Source organism: Corynebacterium sp. HMSC077D03 (assembly GCF_001808545.1).
GTDB lineage: Bacteria > Actinomycetota > Actinomycetes > Mycobacteriales > Mycobacteriaceae > Corynebacterium > Corynebacterium simulans.
In genome coordinates, this window is sequence record NZ_KV793701.1 from 34,746 (window position 1) to 53,775 (window position 19,030).

The window sequence follows — 19,030 nt, forward strand, 5'->3', positions numbered from 1 at the left end:
CAAGCAAAGGAACGACATGAAAGACTGGACCAAGGCAATCGCCGTTGGATTCTTGGCACCTCTCGCAGTGTGCCTCTTCGTACCTGCCTTCTTGTGGCCCATGGCCACGATGACCCCCAAAGACCTCCCACTCGCAGTAGTTGGAACCCAAGAACAAGTGAGCAAGGTTTCTGAAGCCTTTGAGCAGAAGCAACCCAGACTCTTCGAGATAACACCTGTAGAAGACCGCGCAGCCGCGGTATCCCTCATCGAAGAACACGAGGCTTACGGCGCCATCGTGCTGGGCCAAGAACCAGAGGTCCTCACCGCAAGCGCTGCCGGCGCCGCACAAGGCAACATCGTGAAGAACCTCGCGCAACCAGTAGAGGCAATGGCAAACCAGCAAGCTCAGGCGATGGCTGCCGCGAAGGGCATCCCGGCTGACGCACTCCCTAACGTCACCGTCAAGACCACCGACGTTGTGCCCACCAGCAGCGAAGACCCGCAGGGCCTCGCCATGAATATGGCTATTATCCCCGTTGCCATCGGCGGCATGCTCGGTGCAGCGATTCCTTCCTTCCTCCTGAAGCGAAACTCGCAGCGTCTCCTCGCCCTAGCAATCTTTGCCCCCATTGCCGGACTGCTCACCACCGCAGTAATCGGCGGAGTATTCGGATTACTGCCAGATAGTTTCTGGGCATCGACCGGCGTATTCACACTAGGCATCGCCGCAGTCTCCAGCTTCATCCTAGGCCTAAGGGCGCTGCTTGGCGCCCCCGGCTTTGGTCTCGGCGCACTGACCATCATGCTGGTGGGCAACCCACTGGCCGGTACCATGGCCCCCAAGGAATTCGTGTCCGGCAGCTGGGGATACTTCGGCCAGTTCCTGCCTAACGGCGCCACAGCTACGCTGCTGCGCCTGGTTAACTACTTCCCTGCAGCAAGTATCGCCACCCAGGTATGGACTCTGCTCGCATGGGTAGCCTTCGGACTAGTCCTTCTCGGCAGTGGAATTGTGCGAGAGTCGCGCTCCGCAAAGAAGGCCGCGTAGAAAACTCAGAGCAGAAGATTAAGCAACAAACCCCGTGACTAGCGCGCAGCCCAAAACGGTTAGCGCGGTCGCTGCAATGAATCCCATACGGTGTAGGACTTTGGACTGCAGCTCTTTGCTTATCCGGGCCAAAAAGAATGCGCCCACGGCGGTGCCCAAGGTGTTGAACACAAGGTCATCAACGTCGCTGAAGCCGAGGGCGAAGAGGTACTGGAGGGTTTCGATGCTCAAGCTCAGCGCCAAGCCGGCCAGGATGGTTCCGCCGAGGCCAAAGCGCACGCGGCGCAGATTCTGGCCCATCACGATAAGGCTTGCGCCGAGTGGCATAAACAACAAGAAATTGCCGATGGTGTTGGTCCAAGGCCCGTACCAGATGGTCGGATGATCAAAACCGTTGAACATTTGCAGATCTAAGCTTCGCACCGCATGCGCGGAGGCATTGACCACGCCGGGGATCTCAATGAAGGATTTACCCAACGTCGCCACACCAACAACGAGCAGCACGAGCGCCGTGACTAGAAGTGAGTCACGGCGCAGCGTTTGGTGGCGGCGCGGGGCCGCCGGAATACGGCTGCGCGAATGAGTGGTTTGTTCGGTAACGAGCATGTCCGAGAATCTAACAACAAAAGCTGTACTTTTGCCGTGTACTTCGCTGGCAAAACACTGATTCATAATGGGCGTACCATCGTGGGCATGAGCACACTCAAAGTCACGCGAAACGAAGACGGTTCCATCTCTCACGCTTTCGAGGATGAGCCGATTCTGGCCGAGGGCGACGTACTGGTTAACGTTTCCCATTCTTCGTTGAACTACAAGGATGCAATGGCACTCGACGGTAACAAGGGCGTCATGCGCATCAACCCGCTGGTGCCGGGCATCGACGTCGTGGGCACCGTTGCGGAGTCAAACGATGAACGTCTACCTGAGGGCGCCCTGGTGGCCGCTTTCGGCGACGGCTTGGGAGAATTCCGCCACGGCGGCTACACCACTAAGCAGCGCGTGAATGCCAACGCCACCCTCGTGGTTCCGGAGCGCTTCACCGCTGCCGACGCCGCAGCAATCGGCACCGCGGGCTACACCGCCGCCATCTGCGTCAACCAGCTGCTCACCCACGGCACGCGCGAGGGCCATGTGCTGGTCACTGGCGCCACGGGCGGCGTGGGCTCCATCGCCGTCCAATTGCTCAAGTCCCTGGGCTTCGAGGTCACCGCCGTTACCGGCCGCGTTGATAGCGAAAGCGAGTACTTGCAGGCCCTGGGCGCAGACCACATCATTGATCGCTCCGAGCTCTCGGAGACCGGCCGTCCGCTGCAGAAGGCGCTTTACGACGGCGCGGTAGACACCGCTGGCTCCACCGTCTTGGCCAACGTCTTGGCGCAGGTCAAGTGGGGCGGCGTCGTGGCAGCAACCGGCATGGCCGCTGGTCCTGACCTCCCGGCTTCGGTACTGCCATTCATCCTGCGCGGCATCGTCCTGGCAGGCGGCAACTCCGTCGACGCACCGCTCAAGGTCCGCGAGGACGCCTGGAAGCTGCTGGACGAACACCTTGATCTTGAGATGCTGCATTCTATTTCCAACACCATCGCGCTCGACGATATCGCAGACGCCGCCAAGGAGCTGCTCGCCGGCACCCACCATGGCCGCACGATCGTAGAAATCTAGACAAACTATTTAGCAGCGCTGGGAACAATTAATTTTCCCAGCGCTGTTACTATTTTCCTATGCGTTCCCGTCTCTCTATCTCTGCTGCCGCGCTGGTTGGCACCCTCGCCGCCGGCCTCGTCACGCCCGTTGCCCAGGCTGGCATCACCATCGACCCTAACGCTGTGCCCGGGCGTACTCAGGTCACGCTGCGCTACAGCAATGGCACAGTGGTCTCTACTGCTAATTCCCACGAATCTCGCCCGGCGCTTTCCTTGGTCAAGCTCTACTTGGGCTATTGGGTGCTGCAGCACGGCGCTCCGGCGGATAAAGCCCGCGTGGAGAACATGATTCGTTTCAGCGAGGACGGCACGGCCACAGACTTGGACCGCCGCTACCCGCAGGCAATCCCTGAGGTCATCGGCCAGTTTGGCCTGCATGAGACCCACTACCCAGGATTCTGGGGCAACACCACTACCTCTACTGAGGACCTTGCGCGCTTTACCTCCGCGATTGTGGGCGACCCACTAGCCACGCCAATTATCAATGGTATGCGCACCGCTTCCCCCGTTGCCGCTGACGGCTATAAGCAAGACTTTGGCACCTCACGCGTGCCGGGTGTTGTGGGCACGAAGTTCGGCTGGGCCGATAACCGCAACGTCCATGCCACCGCCTCCTTTGGCAATGGCTTTACCATCGCCGCGAATACTTATGGCGCGGCCTCCCAGCTCACCGGCGACATCTTGGGTGCTGTTCGCATCACCGCTGACGGCATCCGCAATTCGGGCCGCCAGCCTTCCCCGCTGGAGCAGCAAATCCTCAACTTCGTGCCGGTGCAGTTCCACGACCCAGCCCGCCAGGCAATCCGCGGTGCCGAAGATTCAGTGACCAACGCCCAGCTACAGTTCTGCGCCTTGGCCGCCCAGGCAGGCTCTTCGCACTTATGCGCCTAGTTTAGAAGTCAGATACTTCTAAACGTGCAGGTCGCGGTCCTGAATGCCCTTTGGCACCATGAGAACGCCGATGAGAGAGATGGCGGAGATGACAATCGCGTAGGTAGCGATAGCCATGGAGGTCTTGTATTCAGTGAAGAGCATCTCCGCGATCATCGGGGCGAAAGCACCACCGATGATGGAGCCAAACGCGTAGCCGATTGAAACACCCGAGAGGCGTACCTTCACTGGGAACATCTCCGCGTAGAGCGCGGACTGGGGACCATAGGTGGCACCCAGCATGGTCGCCAGGATGAGAACCGCACCACCGAAGAGGGCAAGATTGCCGGAGTCAACAGCCATCCAGGACGGAATGGACCACGCAGCCAACGCAATGTAGCCCACGATGAAGGTGCGCTTGCGGCCCACCTTGTCCGACAGGTGGCCGAAGTAGAGGGTGCCAGCGAACCAGCCGATGGATGCAATGAGCGCGATTAGCAGGGCGTCGGTGCGCGAGTAGCCCACTACCTTGGTGCCATAAGAGGTGAAGTAGGCGATGACAAAGTAGCCCACAGCGTTGTTAGCGGCGAAGATGAGCGCGCACTTAATGACGGTGCCGGTGTGGCTCTTGAACAGGACCGCCAAGGGGGCAGATTCCTTCTTCTGAAGATCCTGCAGCTCAGCGAATGCTGGAGACTCTTCCACCGCGCGGCGGATAAAGTAGCCCAGAAGAATCAGGACAACAGAGGACAGGAAGGGGATACGCCAGCCCCATGCCAAGAACTGCTCCTGCGTCAAGACCGCGGAAAGCAAAAGCATGAAGATGGTGGCCAGGAACATTCCGAGCGGAACTCCCACCTGTGGGAAGGCGCCGAAGAGGCCGCGGCGGCCGCGTGGCGCGTGTTCCACGGCGAGCATTGCCGCACCGCCCCACTCGCCGCCAGCAGAAAGCCCCTGCAGCACGCGCAGCGCCACCAACAGGATTGGGGCGGCCATGCCGATTGCAGAATAGTTGGGCAAGACACCCATGAGCATGGTGGCCAAGCCCATGCCCACCAGGGTGACGACGAGGACTGGCTTGCGGCCCAGCCGGTCACCCAAGTGACCTGCGATGATAGCACCCAGCGGGCGGAACAGGAATGAGATACCCAATGAAGCCCAGGAAATGATCTGCGCGAGCGAGGCGTTTTCATTCGAGACTGGGTCAAAGTACTGCGTGGCGAAAATAAGACCCGCAGCTTGGGCGTAGATAAAGAAGTCGAACCATTCGATGGTGGTTCCGACCATGGAGCCAGCGAGCACGCGCTTGTGCTCCCGAGTAATTCCAGTTGCCGGTTGGCTACGTTCAATTACAGGTGCAGACATAGGGTGACTCTCTCTATGGGTGCAAAAGCAGATGGATAAGGTCGATTACTTATCGCGGTTATCGACGATGCGCTTTGCCTTGCCCTCACCGCAGTCAACGTGGTCAACCACATCGACGCCGACGGAGATACCGATGCGGTTCTTGATCTGCTTCTTGAGCCAATCACCCGATGCTTCGATATCAGACTGGGCAACGTCTGTTGCATGTTCAACAACCAGCGTCAGGTGATCCATGCGCCCCTTCTTCGACAGGATGCATTGGTAGCGCGGGCGCAGGTTGGAATCCTCAGTGATGATTTCCTCAAACTGGGATGGGAAACAGTTCACGCCGCGCAGAATGATCATGTCGTCGTTTCGAGCCGAAATTCGGTCGATGCGGCGCATGGAACGCGCTGTTCCCGGCAGCAGGCGAGTGATGTCGTGCGTACGGTAACGGATGATCGGGAATGCTTCCTTGGTCAAGGAAGAAATCACGAGCTCGCCGTATTCTCCATCAGGCACCGGCTGCAGGGTTTCTGGGTCAATGATCTCTGGGTAGAAGTGATCCTCCCAGACGGTCAGACCGTCCTTGGTCTCCACGCATTCTTGCGCAACACCAGGACCCATGACCTCAGAGAGGCCATAAATATCGGTGGCCGTGATGCCAAAGCCTTCTTCGAGCTCGCGACGCATGCCCTCAGTCCACGGCTCGGCGCCGAAGACGCCAGCTCGAAGCGAGGTTTCACGCGGGTCGATGCCGTCTTTACGCATACGATCCAAAAGGTTAAGCATGTAGGACGGGGTGCCAAGGATGGCATCCGGCTGGAAGTCCTGCATGATCTGAATCTGGCGCTCGGTTTGACCACCAGAGGTTGGGATTGCGGTCGCGCCCAGCTCCTCGACGCCGTAGTGAGCGCCAAGACCACCGGTGAATAGGCCGTAGCCGAAGGTGATCTGCACCTTATCGCTTGGGCGCAGGCCACCGGCACGCAGGGAACGAGCCACGAGTTCAGCCCAGATCTTCACGTCATTTTGGGTATACCCCACCACGGTTGGGCGGCCGGTAGTGCCGGAGGACGCGTGGATACGGGAGATCTGGCTCTGGTTTACAGCAAACATTCCGAACGGATACTCGGAGCGCAGCGTTTCTTTGTCAGTGAACGGGAACTTGGCAAAGTCTGCCAGCTCCTTGAAGTCATCGGGGTGGACGCCCAATTCATCAAACGCACGACGGTAGTGAGGGACGTTGTAGTACGCGTGGCGCAGCTCGTTCTTTGCGCGCTGCGTCTGCAAGGCGATGATTTCGTCGCGGGAAGCATACTCAATGCCCATCTGCGGGCCGTGGTGATCAGAAAAGATGTCAAACGTTGCGGTCACGTTGTTGCCTTTCGACTCGGGAGAATTGAGGTCCACACCCGCATTCCCTCGAAAGCGCTGCTCGAGATATTTAACTGTCTTGCTTGGGTTAAGCCGAGGAATATTAACCTCGGCGAATTCATGACCTACCGTTCGTTCAGGTAAATCATGTGAGGTACAATACAAGGCCTGTACGTGAGTTACAACACAATTAAAAAAGTTTCATGACCCAGGGCACATTTCCCGTTGGGAAAACGCAGCTAAGGCCTAGAATTTTTCTCTCACAGATTCTCCCCAGTCGAGCTACCCCCGCGGCACCCCAAAACTTCTAGCCCCTCAGGCCACCAAACAACAAGCCCACCACAGCATCGGCGACTTCCTCCGCCTCCAGCTTGCCGCCCGGGTTGTACCACTCCGCCACTGAGTTGACCATGCCAAAGACCATGCGAGTCAAGATCGCAGCGTCCAGGTCAGACCTGATTGCGCCATCCTCCTGAGCATCGCGCACGAGCGGGATAACTGAGCGGGTTAGCTTACGACGTCGCTCCAAAGCGCGGGACTCAACCTCCGAGTTGCCACGCAGCCGCAGCAGCAAAGACACCGACTGCGGGTCTACACACAGCACATGAATGGACCCCTCCACCAGGCAGCGCACACGCTCCCCGGAAGCCAAGTCCGAATCTTTAACCTCGGCAACCACGGCCTCAAGCTCGCTGAGCGCGCGGGCAACCGTCAGCTCCAAAATCTCCTCTTTTGAAGAGATGTGGTGATAGAGCGCCGACTTTGTAATTCCCAGCTCGTGCGCAACATGCCCCATCGATGTCGCGTCATATCCACGGGCATTAAAAGCGCGCACAGCCGCGCTAATTACATCATCACGGGAATAGCCCGGGCGACCCCGCCCGGCACCAACATTTGCTTCAACCACGGTCCCCATTCAAGCAGAACGGCCAAAAAATGGTTAGACTCTCCAATCACCACACCCCCATTTCTCATCGAGTGCTTGCTCTAGATCTCCAGCTAACTAGGAGCATCCATGAGCCAGATCCTGCGCCCCGGCGTGGCCGAATCTGAAGAATTCGCCCACGTCCGCGCCATGTTTGAAAGCGATAAAGCCACCGCGCACATCGGCGCGGAGATTACCAAGCTCGAACTTGGACACTGCGAAGGCCAATTCACCATCCGCCCAGAGATGTGCAACGGCCACGGCACAGCACAGGGCGGTTTTCTCTACACCTTCGCCGATTCGCTTTTTGCCGGCGCGTGCAACTCCCCCGGCGAAGTCGCCGTCGCTGCCCACAACTCCATTCACTACATCGCCCCCGCTTTCGAGGGCGACGTCGTCAGTGGCGTAGCCATCACGCGCGAGACTTGGGGACGCAACGGAATCGTCGACGTTTCGCTGAGCATCCACGGCAAACCCATCGCCGAGTTCCGCGGAACCTTCCGCGTCCTGCCGGCCAAGAAGTAACGAAGTCTCCCCCAAGAAACTAGAGACACATCACAAAATGTGTTGACGTAGGTCACAGATCTCCCATATACTGACCAACCATTCAGTAAGTAATACACCGCTTATTCCTCCATCTGGATAGAAGGATTTCCTCCATGACTACCACTGACTCCGCACTCGCCAGCGCAGAGGCAGAAGCACGCTTCGACGAGCTCATTGCGGAAGATTCCCGCATTGAGCCCACCGACTGGATGCCGGCCGCCTATCGCAAGACGCTGACCCGCCAGATCTCCCAGCACGCGCACTCCGAGATCATCGGCATGCAGCCAGAAGCCAACTGGATCACCCGCGCACCATCACTTAAGCGCAAGGCAATCCTCATGGCCAAGGTGCAGGACGAGGCAGGCCACGGCCTTTACCTCTACTCCGCCGCCGAGACCCTCGGCACCTCCCGCGATGAGCTGGTACAACAGCTTCTTGATGGCACGGCGAAGTACTCCTCCATCTTCAACTACCCGGCGCGCACCTGGGCAGACATCGGAGCAATCGGCTGGCTGGTCGACGGTGCGGCAATCTGCAACCAGGTCCCACTGTGCCGCGCTTCCTATGCCCCATACGGCCGCGCCATGGTGCGCATCTGCAAGGAAGAATCCTTCCACCAGCGCCAAGGCTGGGAGATCCTCTACGAACTCTCCCACGGCACCGAGGAGCAAAAGCAGATGGCGCAAGAGGCCATCAACCGCTTCTACGGCCCAGCCCTGCAAATGTTCGGCCCACCAGATGATGATTCCCCGAACTCCAAGCAGTCCATGGAGTGGAAGATCAAGCGTTTCTCCAACGATGAACTGCGCCAGCGCTTCGTCGACATGATCGTCCCGCAGGCTGAGGCCCTAGGCCTCCACTTCGAAGACCCGGACCTTAAGTGGAACGAGGAGCGTGGCCACTACGACTTCGGCGAGCTGGACTGGGCCGAATTCAAGTCCGTCATCAAGGGCGAGGGTCCGTGCAACGTGCAGCGTATGCAGCGACGTCGCCAAGCGCATGACGACGGCGCCTGGGTCCGCGAGGCAGCAGCTGCTTATGCCGAGAAATACCACAACGTCGACTCCGCCCTGTCGGCCTAATCCGCTCCACATCAACCAAAGGAAACCCCATGTCTGAAAATCAATGGCCAATGTGGGAAGTCTTCGTCCGCTCTTCCCGCGGCTTGTCCCACGTCCACGCTGGTTCTTTGCACGCGCCCGACGCAACCATGGCGCTGCGTAACGCGCGCGATCTATACACCCGCCGCAACGAAGGCACCTCCGTGTGGGTAGTTCCCACCGAAGCAATTTCTTCTTCCGATCCTGACTCCAAGGGCGGCTTCTTCGAGTCCCCGCAGGGCAAGAGCTACCGCCACGCCACCTACTACGACAAGTCCGAGGGGGTGCCGCACCTGTGAGTGGATTCGCAACCGCCGATTCTGCGACCAAGCAGTCGCAGGGTAACGGCATTACCGCAGAAGACATCGCCGCTTCCGGCGCCGTGGCCTCGGAAGACGTTGCTGCTTACGCACTAACGCTTGGCGACGACGCCCTTATCCTCGCCCAGCGCCTGGGCTGGTGGATCTCCCGCGCCCCAGAGATGGAAGAGGACATCGCACTCGGAAATATCGCACTCGACCTCATCGGCCATGCCCGCTTCCTTCTGACCTACGCGGGTACTGCTTATGGCAAAACTGAGGACGATCTCGCCTACTTCCGCAACGAAGAACAATTCCGTTCCTGCCGCCTCGTGGAGCAGGAAAACGGCGACTTTGGCCAGACCATCGCACGCCAGCTGCTCTTTTCCTACTACCAGTACGGTCTCTACACCGCCCTGCTGGCATCCAAGGATGAGACGCTAGCGGCCATCGCGGCAAAAGCCATCAAGGAAGTCGAGTACCACGTCGACCACGCCAATCAGTGGATCCTCCGCCTTGGCCTGGGCACCGAGGAATCCAAGCGCCGCGTGCAGGCAGGCCTGAATTACATGTGGCCTTACCTCGACGAACTCTTCGAGGATCTGCCGGTGCACGAGAAACTCGCCGCCGAAGAGATTGCCGTTCTGCCTTCCTCCCTGCGCGCTGAGTTCGACGAGCGCATCGCGCACGTCCTTGGCAAGGCCGAACTGGATATCCCGCAGGTAAAGCAGGCTCGTTCCGGCCAGCGCGGCGGCGGTTTTTCCGAGTACCGCGGCTACATCCTCGCCGAGATGCAATCGCTCGCCCGCCAGCATCCGGGCGCTACCTGGTAAGGAGTTTGACCACTGTGACCATCACTGATACCTCTCATCCCCTGCGCCCGGCAGCGCCTGCCGACGCCCAGGTATGGGACGTCGCCGCGCAAGTCCCCGACCCCGAGATTCCCGTCATCTCGATTGCGGACCTGGGGATTCTGCGCGCAGCGAAGCTAGAAGACGACGTCGCAGTGGTAACCATTACTCCGACCTACTCGGGCTGCCCCGCCATGGAGCACATCACCGCGGATATCACCGCAGCGCTGGGGCAGGCAGGCTACAGCGCTGCCCGCGTGGACCTAGTGCTGCAGCCGGCGTGGACCACCGACTGGATCACCGAGTTGGGCCGCAAGAGCCTCAAGGATTATGGCATCGCGCCGCCAACCGGCAAGTCCCGCGCGGCAAACTCTGGACCCATCCCGCTGACCCTTGGTCCCCCACCTGCCATCGAATGCCCACACTGCGGCTCCCGCCGCACCCGCAAGCTCGCCCAATTTGGCTCTACTTCCTGCAAGGCACTGTATAACTGCCTGGACTGCCTAGAGCCTTTCGACTACTTCAAGGTGCACTAATGACCACCACAATCCCCGCTAAGAAGAAGGCTACGTTCAACACCCTGACCGTGACCGGTGTACGTAAGCTCACCGAAGACTCCGTCGAGGTTTCCTTCGCAGTCCCCGCCGAACTCCAGGAAGACTACAACTACATCCCCGGCCAGTACGTGGCACTGCGTGCCGAGATCAACGGCCAGGAAGTGCGTCGCTCCTATTCCATCTGCGATGTGCCGCGCGACGGCGTCATCCGCGTGGCCATCAAGCGCGACCGCGGCGGCATCTTTTCTACCTGGGCCAACGAGGAGCTAGAGCCCGGTACCCAGATGGACGTGATGAACCCGCAGGGCGCGTTTACCTCAAAGACCCACCTGACCGGCCTTAATAACCCAGAGGCCGTGCGCGAGGAGCTGGAAAAGCTTGACCATCCGCACCTCGTCGCCGTTGCCGCGGGTTCGGGCATCACCCCAATCATGGCGATTGCTCAGACCGTGCTGGCGGAGTCCCCGGAAACCACCTTCGAGCTCATCTTCGCCAACAAGGGCGGCGGAGATGTCATGTTTGCCGAGGAGATCGGTGACTTGAAGGATAAGTACCCGAACCGCTTCGCCGTCCATCACGTGCTTTCCCGCGAGCAGCGCGTCAACCCGCTGTTTTCCGGCCGCATCGACGCCGAGAAGCTGCAGACGTTGCTCGATAACGTGGTGCGCACCGAGAACGTGGACGAGTGGTTCCTGTGCGGCCCCTTCGAACTGGTCCAGCTGGTCCGCGACGAGCTCTCCGGCCGCGCTGTCGACGAGAAGAACGTGCGCTACGAGCTCTTTACCACCGGCAAGCCCACGGGCAATCAGAACCAGTCTGGCCGCCGGGTAGAAGCCGATCCAGAAGGCAACAACGTCGAAATCACCTTCCAGCTCGATGGCCTCTCCGGCTCGGTTACCTCCCCGGTTTCCGCCCACGAATCACTCCTGAACGCCGCTCTGCGCGTGCGCTCCGATGTCCCATTCGCCTGCGCCGGCGGCGTGTGCGGCACCTGCCGCGCCAAGGTCACAGAAGGCGAAGTGGAGATGGATGAAAACTACGCCCTCGAGGCCGACGAAGTGGCAGCCGGCTATGTGCTGACCTGCCAATCCCACGCCACCACGCCAAACGTCTCCCTCAACTTCGACGCTTAAAACCCACTACTTACTTTATAAAGGCACAGCATGATTGAACTACAGGTGGACGCTGAAAGCGGCGTCGCAGAACTCATCTTCAACAAGCCTAAGGCCATGAATTCTCTAGGCATTGCGGATTTGGCAGAGCTTTCCGATGCCCTCGATGCCGCAGCCAAGGCGCAGCCCAAAGCACTCATCGTCCGCGGCGAGGGCAAGGGCTTTAGCGCCGGCCGCAACATCAAGGGGCTAAACCCGCGCGAAGATGACGCAACCGACTTCCTAGCCAACAAGGTCACCCCAGTCCTGCGCCAGCTCGACGAGTTCCCCGCCCCAACCTTTGCCGCAGTCCACGGCCCCTGCCTCGGCGTAGGCCTAGGCATCGCGCTGGCCTGCGACGTTGTCTATGTCGCCGAAGACGCCAAATTCGGTTCTCCTTTTGCCAACCTCGGCGCCACCCTTGACTCCGGGGGCCACCACCTCTTCGTCGAGCGCCTCGGACCGCACCGCGCGATGGACCTCATCATCACCGGTGAGCTCATCAGCGGCGCCGAGGCTGTACGCGCGGGCCTGTTCTCCCGCGCACTCCCGGCAGAGGAGCTGCTGGACTTTACCCGGGGCGTCGCCAAGCGCGCGGCTCAAGGGGCCACCTTGGCATTCATGGCCAGCCGCAAGCTCGTCCAAGACATCCGCGACAACGGCACCGGATTGTGGGACTCCGTGGAGCAAGAAAACATCGCACAAGGAAAGCTGTGCGAGACCGAAGACTATTACGAAGGTTTTGATGCCTTCAACGAAAAGCGCAAGCCGCAGTTCAAAGGAGCATAAATGACTACCTCTAACGCATACCTCGTCTCCGGTTTCCGCACGCCGGTGGGCCGCTACGGCGGCGCGCTTTCTTCCGTGCGCCCCGACGATCTCATCGCCACCGCCATCAAGAAGACTGTGGATGAGGCGGGCATCGATCCCTCCTTGGTGGATGAAGTCATCATCGGTAACGCCAACGGCGCCGGCGAGGAAAACCGCAACGTAGCACGCATGGCGTGGCTGCTCGCTGGCTTCCCCGACACCGTTCCGGGCATCACCGTCAACCGCCTGTGTGCTTCGGGCATGTCCTCGATTGCGCTGGCTACCGCCCTCGTGGAATCCGGCCAGGCCGACATCATCGTCGCAGGTGGCGTGGAGTCCATGTCGCGCGCGCCGTGGGTTATGGAAAAGCCCACCAAGGCCTTTGCCAAACCGGGCGAGGTCTATGACACCTCCATCGGCTGGCGCTTCCCCAACTCCAAGTTCCTGGCGCAGGAAAAGATGACCTACTCCATGCCGGAGACCGCCGAAGAGGTAGCTAACGTCTACGGCATCACCCGCGAGGACGCGGACGCATTCGCCCTGCGCTCCCACCAGCGCGCACTTCAGGCTATCGCCGACGGCAAGTTCGCCTCCGAGATCGTCGCCATCGAGGTCACCGACCGCAAGGGCAACGTCACCGTCGTCGATACCGACGAGGGGCCGCGCCCCGAGACCTCCCTGGAAAAGCTCGCCAAGCTACGCCCGGTAACCAGCCTCGGCGATGTCACCACCGCCGGCAACGCATCTTCGCTTAACGACGGCGCTTCCTGCGTCATCGTCGCCTCCTCTGCGGCGATTGAAAAGTACGGCCTTAAGGCTCGCGCCCGCGTGGTCGCGAACTCCGCCCGCGGCGTCAAGCCCGAGATCATGGGAACCGGCCCGGTGCCCGCTACCCGCCAGGTGCTTGAACGCGCTGGCTGGAGCATTGAGGGCCTCGACGCGGTTGAGCTCAACGAGGCCTTCGCCTCCCAGTCCCTCGCATGCATCCGCGAGCTCGGGCTCGACGAGGAGAAGGTCAACGCGTGGGGCGGCGCCATCGCTCTGGGCCACCCGCTGGGTTCCTCGGGTTCGCGCATCACGCTGACCCTGCTCAACCGCTTGGAGACCGAAGGCTTGCAGCGCGGCGTCGCCACCATGTGCGTCGGCGTAGGCCAGGGCACCGCGATCGCGATCGAGAGGGTCTAAATGAGTACCGCTATCGAAGTAACCCAAGAAGAAGGCTTTGTTCTAGCCCGCCTGAACCGCCCAACAGTGCGCAATGCCATCGACGAACAGATGGTGGCTGAGCTGCACGAACTCTGTGCGCAGTTGGAACAAGAACCGCAGATTCTCATCATCACCGGCTGCACCGTGGAAACCTCCAAGGGCCCGCGCGGCATCTTCGCCTCGGGCGCGGACATCGCCCAGCTGCGGGAGCGCCGCCGCGACGACGCCCTGCGCGGCATCAACTCCGGCATCTTTCACCGCATCGCCCAGCTGCCGATGCCCGTCATCGCTGCCGTCGACGGCTATGCCCTAGGCGGCGGCCTGGAACTGGCACTCGCTGCGGATTTCCGGGTAGCCACCCCGTTTGCCAAGTTCGGCCAGCCGGAGGCCAACCTGGGAATCATCGCCGCGGCCGGCGCGCTGTGGCGGCTCAAGAACACGGTCGGTGTGCCGCTCGCCAAGGAGATTCTGCTGGCAGGACGCATCTTAAGCGGCGAAGAGGCGCTGGAGGCACACCTTATTAACGAGGTTCACTCCCCCGCTGAGCTCCTCGACGGCGCAAAGGCCCTAGCCGAGCGCATCGCCGCGCTCGACCCGCTGGCCGTGCGCATTACTAAACAGCTAATGGACATGCCGGATTCCGCGCACCCCTCAGTAGACAACATCGCTCAGGCCGTGCTCTTCGAGTCTCAGGCCAAGTTCGACCGCATGCAAGCATTCCTCGACCGCAAGAAGGAAAATAAAGATGAAAACCCCGAATAAAGTTGGAGTACTAGGCGGCGGCCGCATGGGTGCCGGCATCGCGCATGCCTTCCTGGCAGCGGGTGCGCAGGTCCACGTCGTCGATATCAACGACGATGCCGTCGCAGCCGCCCGCCAGCGCGTGGAGAAGGCCATTCAGGGTTCCCTGGATCGCGGCGCTTCCGGCACCTTCGAATCGTGGGCTCAGCGCCTGACGCTGTCCACCGAGGCTGCCGACTTCGCGGGATTCCCGCTGGTAGTCGAGGCAGTCCCGGAGTCCATGGAGCTCAAGACGCAGGCATTCGCCAACGTTTCGGCGGCAGCTCCGGAGGCAGTCATTGCCACCAATACCTCTTCCCTGTCCGTATCCGAGCTGGCAGGAAGCGTAAACAACGACGTGATCGGCCTACACTTTTTCAACCCGGTTCCGGCATCCAAGCTGGTGGAGGTCGTTATTGCCGATTCCACGCCTGAGCAGCTCGTCGAGGACGCCAAGGGCTGGGTTGAGGCTTTGGGCAAGACGGCCGTGGTAGTCAAGGATGCCCCAGGCTTTGCATCCTCCCGCCTGGGCGTGGCCATTGCACTCGAGGCCATCCGCATGGTGGAAGAAGGCGTGGCCTCCCCGCGCGATATCGACAACGCGATGGTGCTGGGCTACAAGTTCCCCATCGGCCCGCTCGAGCTCACCGACATCGTGGGCCTCGACGTGCGTCTCGGCATCGCCGAGTACTTGGAGTCCCAGCTTGGCGAGCGCTTTGCGCCTCCGCAGCTGATGCGCGACATGGTTGCTCGCGGGGAGTTGGGGCGGAAAACGGGTAAGGGGTTTTACGACTACAGCTAGCGCCTTTAAGTTCCGCCGCCCTAGATGCCAAATCGGAGCGAAATCGCGACGTCGTAAAGCGCAGATTTGGCATTTAGGGCGATATTTCGTGTACCCACTCCGGCTCTGGCGGCAGCGCGTATTCCTCCCATGGTTTAGGCAGCAGCGCCTTGTGCCAGAGGTGAACGAAGGAATAGAAACGCCGCGACCAATTGGGCGGCTGCGCTACCTGCTCCACGATGTAATCTAGGTGATGCGCCACGCAATGACCGGTGTAGCGCAAAGTCCGCCAACCTCTTAATACGGCTTCGTTGTTCTTCCAGTGATCGCGAATCCACACGCCCAACTCGGAATGGAACTGCAGCCCGTTAATCTCGATGGCTATCTTGCGTGAGGGAATCACGATGTCCCAGCGATGCACGCCGATGAACACGTTGCATTCAATTTTCAACCCTGCCTGCTGGAGTGCGCGTGCAACCGCAATCTCCGCGCTGGAGTCGGTGAACAATACGGCGGACCTCAACAGCTCCTGCGCTCGGGCGGGCAGGCTGGATATTTCAGCCCGGTCTGCCTCGAGCTTCTCGCGCCCGCGATGTCCGGCATAAAGCGCCTCACAGAGCTCGATGCCGCAGCCCCAGTCAATCTGTTCGAGGGCCAACAGCGGATTCTGCACGGAGCAGCCCAGCACGTCGCGCGTCTGCTCCCGCACGCTTCGCCGCGCGGAATAGTACGTAGATGCTGGCAGACGCTTCGGTGCGGCGAGTTCTAATGGCAGTGTCACCTCGCGCTTCAGATACAACTGCGCAGCTGTCCGCCCAGTGGCGACGGCCTGCGGGTATCGCTGTTGGACCGCCCAGAGCACTTCCAGCGGCGTGGGCCTGCCCCAGACGTTGAGTCCCCGCGCAATCTTGGTGACGCGCCCGTGTTTGATGTGCGTGGCCAGTTGGCTCTTCGTCAGCCCCGACACTAAGCCCTTGTGCATGATTATCTCCCCCAATTGGAAGCTAGCACCGGCGGGCGGGGTGTGCAGCTTGAAGCGGTGGAGGCGCTCACGCCTGCCTAGATGCCAAATCGTGGCCCATTCAGGCAGCCAACATGCGTCGATTTGGCATCTGGGGCGGCTAACCTAGCTTCTTTCCACCAATGCGTTCGTGATTCGCGCGGTGCACAGGCGCTTGCCGGCTTCGTCGGTAATCACGACCTCGTGGCTACACAGCGTGCGCCCCAACTTAATGGCCGTCGCAGTAGCGGTAACCAACCCGGCGCGCCCGGAAGAGTGATGCGTGGCGTTGATGTCCACGCCCACAGCTACCTTGCCCTGCGTCGAAGCATGGATGACGGCCGCCCAGCTGCCCACGGCCTCGGCTAGGCACACCATCGCACCGCCGTGCAAGATGCCGAAGGACTGCGTATTCCCCTCCACCGGCATGGTGGCCACAACTTTCTCCGGCGACTGTTCGAGCACCTCAACGCCCATTTTCTTGTCTAGCTCACCGAGCACAATTTGCCATTGCTGCATGGTTCTCCCTCCTCGCGATGTGATGTGGATTATACTAACTTAAATTACTGACCGAACGATCAGTTACTCGCGAAAGGAACGATTCCCGCAATGACAAACGAGAACACCGCGCAGCTTGTCCCCAGCTTCCTCGCCGGGCAGTGGGTCACGCCTGACAACCCCAGCAAGATCACCGATGTTCACGATGCATCCACCGGCGAGCTGGTCGCTCGCGTGAGCGCAGAGGGCCTCAATATTGCCGCGGCCGTCGATTATGCCCGCACCACCGGCCGTATGGGCCTGCAGGCGCTTACCTTCCACGAGCGCGCCATCAAGCTCAAGGAACTGGCGCTTTACCTGCAGGAGCACCGTGATGAGCTCAACGAGCTCGCGCACAAAACCGGTGCCAACAAGCGCGATAACTTCGTCGACGTCGACGGCGGCATCTCCACCATGTTCACCTTCTCTTCGAAGGGACGTCGCGAGCTGCCTAACTCCACCGTCATCCCCGACGGCGAGGCTGAGGTCTTCTCCAAGGACGGATCGTTCATTGGCCAGCACATCTACACCTCGATTCCGGGCGTGGCCGTGCAAATTAACGCCTTCAACTTCCCGGTCTGGGGCATGCTCGAGAAGTTCGCGCCGGCTTTCATCGCGGGCGTACCCTCCATCGTGAAGCCAGCCACCCCTACCGGTTACGTCACCGAGGCCTGCGTCCGCCTCATGCTGGATTCCGGCATCCTCCCCGAGGGATCCCTGCAGCTCATCTCCGGTTCCGCGCGCGATTTGCTGGATCACCTCGATTACCGCGATCACGTGGCCTTCACCGGTTCCGCAGCCACCACACACGCGTTGCGCAGCCACCGCAACGTCGTGGAGGGCGGCATCCAGTTCAGCGCCGAGGCCGATTCCCTGAACGCGGCCATCCTAGGCACCGACGTCACCGAGGACTCCCCCGAGTTCGAAGCCTACGTCAAGGCCGTCTTCGGCGAGATGACCGCCAAGGCTGGGCAGAAATGTACCGCCATCCGCCGCGCTATCGTGCCGCAGAACCTCGTCGATCCCGTCATCGCAGCGCTGAAGGCACGCCTCGAGGCGAAGGTCGTACCAGGCGATCCGCGCGACACTAACGCCACCATGGGTCCGCTGGTCTCCGTTGAGCAGCGCGAGGACGTCGCCACTGCAGTGCGCACGCTTGTCGACGCCGGCGGCGAGCTCATCTGCGGCGGCCCCGACGAGCTCGAAGGCGCATTCTTCGCACCGACGATTCTGCGCTTTGCAGATTCTCGCACCCCAGCCGTGCATAACACCGAGGCCTTCGGCCCGGTGGTCTCCTTCATCGGCTACGAGACCCCTGAGGAGGCCATCGAATTGGCGGCCCTGGGTGCAGGCTCACTGGTCGCATCCGTCGTAACCCACGACCCAGAGCTAACTGCCCAGCTCGGACGCGGTATCGCCGCTCACCACGGCCGCCTGCATTTCCTCGACCGCGACGACGCCAAGACCTCAACCGGCCACGGCTCTCCCCTGCCGCACCTAGTCCACGGCGGCCCGGGCCGCGCCGGCGGCGGCGAGGAGCTCGGCGGCGTGCGCGGCATCAAGCACTTCATGCAGCGCACCGCCATCCAGGGCACCCCAGACCACCTCACGGCAATTACCGGCCAGTGGCACCGTGGCGCGGCCGTTAACCGCGTGACCCGCGCCGATGTGGAGGCAGGCACCGGCACACATCCTTTCCGCAAGGATCTGGCAACGCTCAAGGTCGGCGACCAATTCGCTTCCGATCTGCGCAAGGTCACCTTGGAAGACATCACGGCCTTCGCCAACGAAACCGGCGATACTTTTTACGCCCACACCGACGAAGAGGCCGCCACCGCGAACCCCTTCTTCCCACGCCGCGTCGCACACGGCTACCTCCTGGTCTCCTGGGCCGCAGGCCTTTTCGTGGAGCCGGCGCCGGGTCCCGTTCTGGCAAACTACGGGCTAGAGAACCTGCGTTTTATCAACCCTGTCACCTACGACGATTCCATCCGCATCGAGCTCACCGCCAAGCGCATCACCCCGCGCGTGACCGACGATTATGGCGAGGTCTGCTGGGATGCTGCCCTCTACAACCAGCACGACGAGCTGGTTGCGTCCTACGACGTCCTGACCCTGGTGGAGAAAGTCGACACCATCTACGCGCAGCAGTAATACGAATAG

General features: G+C 60.9%; 20 protein-coding genes. 14 read left to right on the forward strand and 6 right to left on the reverse strand.

Translation table 11 applies throughout. The features are described from left to right. Positions 1-16 precede the first annotated feature (16 nt). Positions 17-1,030: an ABC transporter permease gene (locus tag HMPREF2888_RS09845; protein ID WP_061925253.1), complete on the forward strand. Its 1,014-nt coding sequence runs from the start codon at positions 17-19 to the stop codon at positions 1,028-1,030. Positions 1,031-1,048: 18 nt separating this feature from the next. Here the strand turns inward: HMPREF2888_RS09845 and HMPREF2888_RS09850 are convergent, their stop codons facing one another. Next, a complete protein-coding gene (locus tag HMPREF2888_RS09850) occupies positions 1,049-1,636 on the reverse strand; it encodes a VanZ family protein (RefSeq protein ID WP_049146716.1) in 588 nt (195 codons plus the stop codon). Between the two features lie 87 nt (positions 1,637-1,723). Here HMPREF2888_RS09850 and HMPREF2888_RS09855 point away from each other — a divergent pair, with 87 nt between their 5' ends. Then, positions 1,724-2,692, forward strand: coding sequence for an acrylyl-CoA reductase family protein (locus tag HMPREF2888_RS09855; protein WP_049146748.1), 969 nt, complete (start codon positions 1,724-1,726; stop codon positions 2,690-2,692). A 59-nt stretch (positions 2,693-2,751) separates the two neighbouring features. Next, complete coding sequence (locus HMPREF2888_RS09860; RefSeq protein ID WP_070518714.1) at positions 2,752-3,624, forward strand: hypothetical protein; 873 nt, start codon at positions 2,752-2,754, stop codon at positions 3,622-3,624. A gap of 18 nt (positions 3,625-3,642) precedes the next feature. On the opposite strand, the gene HMPREF2888_RS09865 is transcribed toward HMPREF2888_RS09860, so the two are convergent. From HMPREF2888_RS09865 to HMPREF2888_RS09875, 3 genes are all read right to left on the reverse strand, one after another. Continuing rightward, complete coding sequence (locus HMPREF2888_RS09865) at positions 3,643-4,968, reverse strand: MFS transporter (protein ID WP_070518715.1); 1,326 nt, start codon at positions 4,966-4,968, stop codon at positions 3,643-3,645. Between the two features lie 45 nt (positions 4,969-5,013). Continuing rightward, a complete protein-coding gene (locus tag HMPREF2888_RS09870; protein ID WP_371326212.1) occupies positions 5,014-6,279 on the reverse strand; it encodes an AMP-binding protein in 1,266 nt (421 codons plus the stop codon). A 352-nt stretch (positions 6,280-6,631) separates the two neighbouring features. Then, on the reverse strand, positions 6,632-7,240 hold the full coding sequence (locus HMPREF2888_RS09875; protein WP_061925260.1) for a TetR/AcrR family transcriptional regulator: 609 nt from the start codon (positions 7,238-7,240) through the stop codon (positions 6,632-6,634). Positions 7,241-7,339: 99 nt separating this feature from the next. Between HMPREF2888_RS09875 and HMPREF2888_RS09880 the strand changes: the two genes are divergently transcribed. The 10 genes from HMPREF2888_RS09880 (at position 7,340) to HMPREF2888_RS09925 (ending at position 15,351) form a co-directional block, all read left to right on the forward strand. Then, positions 7,340-7,774 (forward strand): hotdog fold thioesterase, encoded by a 435-nt coding sequence (locus tag HMPREF2888_RS09880; RefSeq protein WP_061925263.1) that lies wholly within the window; start codon positions 7,340-7,342, stop codon positions 7,772-7,774. 134 nt (positions 7,775-7,908) lie between these two features. Beyond that, positions 7,909-8,877, forward strand: coding sequence for a 1,2-phenylacetyl-CoA epoxidase subunit PaaA (paaA, locus tag HMPREF2888_RS09885; RefSeq protein WP_061925266.1), 969 nt, complete (start codon positions 7,909-7,911; stop codon positions 8,875-8,877). A gap of 29 nt (positions 8,878-8,906) precedes the next feature. Further along, positions 8,907-9,194: a 1,2-phenylacetyl-CoA epoxidase subunit PaaB gene (paaB, locus tag HMPREF2888_RS09890; RefSeq protein WP_005530876.1), complete on the forward strand. Its 288-nt coding sequence runs from the start codon at positions 8,907-8,909 to the stop codon at positions 9,192-9,194. Beyond that, positions 9,191-10,027, forward strand: a complete 837-nt coding sequence (paaC, locus tag HMPREF2888_RS09895; RefSeq protein ID WP_061925270.1) for a 1,2-phenylacetyl-CoA epoxidase subunit PaaC — start codon at positions 9,191-9,193, stop codon at positions 10,025-10,027. Before paaB ends, paaC begins: the two co-directional genes overlap by 4 nt. 14 nt (positions 10,028-10,041) lie before the next feature. Next, positions 10,042-10,581, forward strand: coding sequence for a 1,2-phenylacetyl-CoA epoxidase subunit PaaD (gene paaD, locus HMPREF2888_RS09900; protein WP_061925273.1), 540 nt, complete (start codon positions 10,042-10,044; stop codon positions 10,579-10,581). Further along, positions 10,581-11,735 (forward strand): 1,2-phenylacetyl-CoA epoxidase subunit PaaE, encoded by a 1,155-nt coding sequence (paaE, locus tag HMPREF2888_RS09905; RefSeq protein ID WP_061925276.1) that lies wholly within the window; start codon positions 10,581-10,583, stop codon positions 11,733-11,735. Before paaD ends, paaE begins: the two co-directional genes overlap by 1 nt. 30 nt (positions 11,736-11,765) lie before the next feature. Beyond that, on the forward strand, positions 11,766-12,542 hold the full coding sequence (locus HMPREF2888_RS09910) for an enoyl-CoA hydratase/isomerase family protein (protein WP_061925279.1): 777 nt from the start codon (positions 11,766-11,768) through the stop codon (positions 12,540-12,542). Beyond that, on the forward strand, positions 12,543-13,748 hold the full coding sequence (locus HMPREF2888_RS09915; protein WP_061925282.1) for a thiolase family protein: 1,206 nt from the start codon (positions 12,543-12,545) through the stop codon (positions 13,746-13,748). Continuing rightward, on the forward strand, positions 13,749-14,531 hold the full coding sequence (locus HMPREF2888_RS09920; protein ID WP_061925286.1) for an enoyl-CoA hydratase/isomerase family protein: 783 nt from the start codon (positions 13,749-13,751) through the stop codon (positions 14,529-14,531). Beyond that, positions 14,515-15,351, forward strand: a complete 837-nt coding sequence (locus HMPREF2888_RS09925) for a 3-hydroxyacyl-CoA dehydrogenase family protein (RefSeq protein WP_061925289.1) — start codon at positions 14,515-14,517, stop codon at positions 15,349-15,351. The genes HMPREF2888_RS09920 and HMPREF2888_RS09925 overlap by 17 nt, the downstream gene beginning before the upstream one ends. A gap of 73 nt (positions 15,352-15,424) precedes the next feature. Here HMPREF2888_RS09925 and HMPREF2888_RS09930 read toward each other — a convergent pair whose 3' ends face one another. Together HMPREF2888_RS09930 and HMPREF2888_RS09935 are read right to left on the reverse strand one after the other, a co-directional pair. Next, complete coding sequence (locus tag HMPREF2888_RS09930; protein WP_061925292.1) at positions 15,425-16,312, reverse strand: endonuclease domain-containing protein; 888 nt, start codon at positions 16,310-16,312, stop codon at positions 15,425-15,427. Positions 16,313-16,456: 144 nt separating this feature from the next. Beyond that, positions 16,457-16,849 (reverse strand): PaaI family thioesterase, encoded by a 393-nt coding sequence (locus tag HMPREF2888_RS09935; RefSeq protein ID WP_061925297.1) that lies wholly within the window; start codon positions 16,847-16,849, stop codon positions 16,457-16,459. A 90-nt stretch (positions 16,850-16,939) separates the two neighbouring features. Between HMPREF2888_RS09935 and paaZ the strand changes: the two genes are divergently transcribed. Further along, positions 16,940-19,021 (forward strand): phenylacetic acid degradation bifunctional protein PaaZ, encoded by a 2,082-nt coding sequence (gene paaZ / locus HMPREF2888_RS09940; protein WP_070432711.1) that lies wholly within the window; start codon positions 16,940-16,942, stop codon positions 19,019-19,021. Positions 19,022-19,030: the final 9 nt, after the last annotated feature.

What these genes read in the sequence shown, in the direction of transcription:
- HMPREF2888_RS09845 (WP_061925253.1), top strand. Translation starts at nt 17, where the DNA reads ATGAAAGACTGGACCAAGGCAATCGCCGTTGGATTCTTGGCACCTCTC.
- HMPREF2888_RS09850 (WP_049146716.1), bottom strand. Translation starts at nt 1,636, where the DNA reads ATGCTCGTTACCGAACAAACCACTCATTCGCGCAGCCGTATTCCGGCG.
- HMPREF2888_RS09855 (WP_049146748.1), top strand. Translation starts at nt 1,724, where the DNA reads ATGAGCACACTCAAAGTCACGCGAAACGAAGACGGTTCCATCTCTCAC.
- HMPREF2888_RS09860 (WP_070518714.1), top strand. Translation starts at nt 2,752, where the DNA reads ATGCGTTCCCGTCTCTCTATCTCTGCTGCCGCGCTGGTTGGCACCCTC.
- HMPREF2888_RS09865 (WP_070518715.1), bottom strand. Translation starts at nt 4,968, where the DNA reads ATGTCTGCACCTGTAATTGAACGTAGCCAACCGGCAACTGGAATTACT.
- HMPREF2888_RS09870 (WP_371326212.1), bottom strand. Translation starts at nt 6,279, where the DNA reads ATGGGCATTGAGTATGCTTCCCGCGACGAAATCATCGCCTTGCAGACG.
- HMPREF2888_RS09875 (WP_061925260.1), bottom strand. Translation starts at nt 7,240, where the DNA reads ATGGGGACCGTGGTTGAAGCAAATGTTGGTGCCGGGCGGGGTCGCCCG.
- HMPREF2888_RS09880 (WP_061925263.1), top strand. Translation starts at nt 7,340, where the DNA reads ATGAGCCAGATCCTGCGCCCCGGCGTGGCCGAATCTGAAGAATTCGCC.
- paaA (WP_061925266.1), top strand. Translation starts at nt 7,909, where the DNA reads ATGACTACCACTGACTCCGCACTCGCCAGCGCAGAGGCAGAAGCACGC.
- paaB (WP_005530876.1), top strand. Translation starts at nt 8,907, where the DNA reads ATGTCTGAAAATCAATGGCCAATGTGGGAAGTCTTCGTCCGCTCTTCC.
- paaE (WP_061925276.1), top strand. Translation starts at nt 10,581, where the DNA reads ATGACCACCACAATCCCCGCTAAGAAGAAGGCTACGTTCAACACCCTG.
- HMPREF2888_RS09910 (WP_061925279.1), top strand. Translation starts at nt 11,766, where the DNA reads ATGATTGAACTACAGGTGGACGCTGAAAGCGGCGTCGCAGAACTCATC.
- HMPREF2888_RS09915 (WP_061925282.1), top strand. Translation starts at nt 12,543, where the DNA reads ATGACTACCTCTAACGCATACCTCGTCTCCGGTTTCCGCACGCCGGTG.
- HMPREF2888_RS09920 (WP_061925286.1), top strand. Translation starts at nt 13,749, where the DNA reads ATGAGTACCGCTATCGAAGTAACCCAAGAAGAAGGCTTTGTTCTAGCC.
- HMPREF2888_RS09925 (WP_061925289.1), top strand. Translation starts at nt 14,515, where the DNA reads ATGAAAACCCCGAATAAAGTTGGAGTACTAGGCGGCGGCCGCATGGGT.
- HMPREF2888_RS09930 (WP_061925292.1), bottom strand. Translation starts at nt 16,312, where the DNA reads ATGCACAAGGGCTTAGTGTCGGGGCTGACGAAGAGCCAACTGGCCACG.
- HMPREF2888_RS09935 (WP_061925297.1), bottom strand. Translation starts at nt 16,849, where the DNA reads ATGCAGCAATGGCAAATTGTGCTCGGTGAGCTAGACAAGAAAATGGGC.
- paaZ (WP_070432711.1), top strand. Translation starts at nt 16,940, where the DNA reads ATGACAAACGAGAACACCGCGCAGCTTGTCCCCAGCTTCCTCGCCGGG.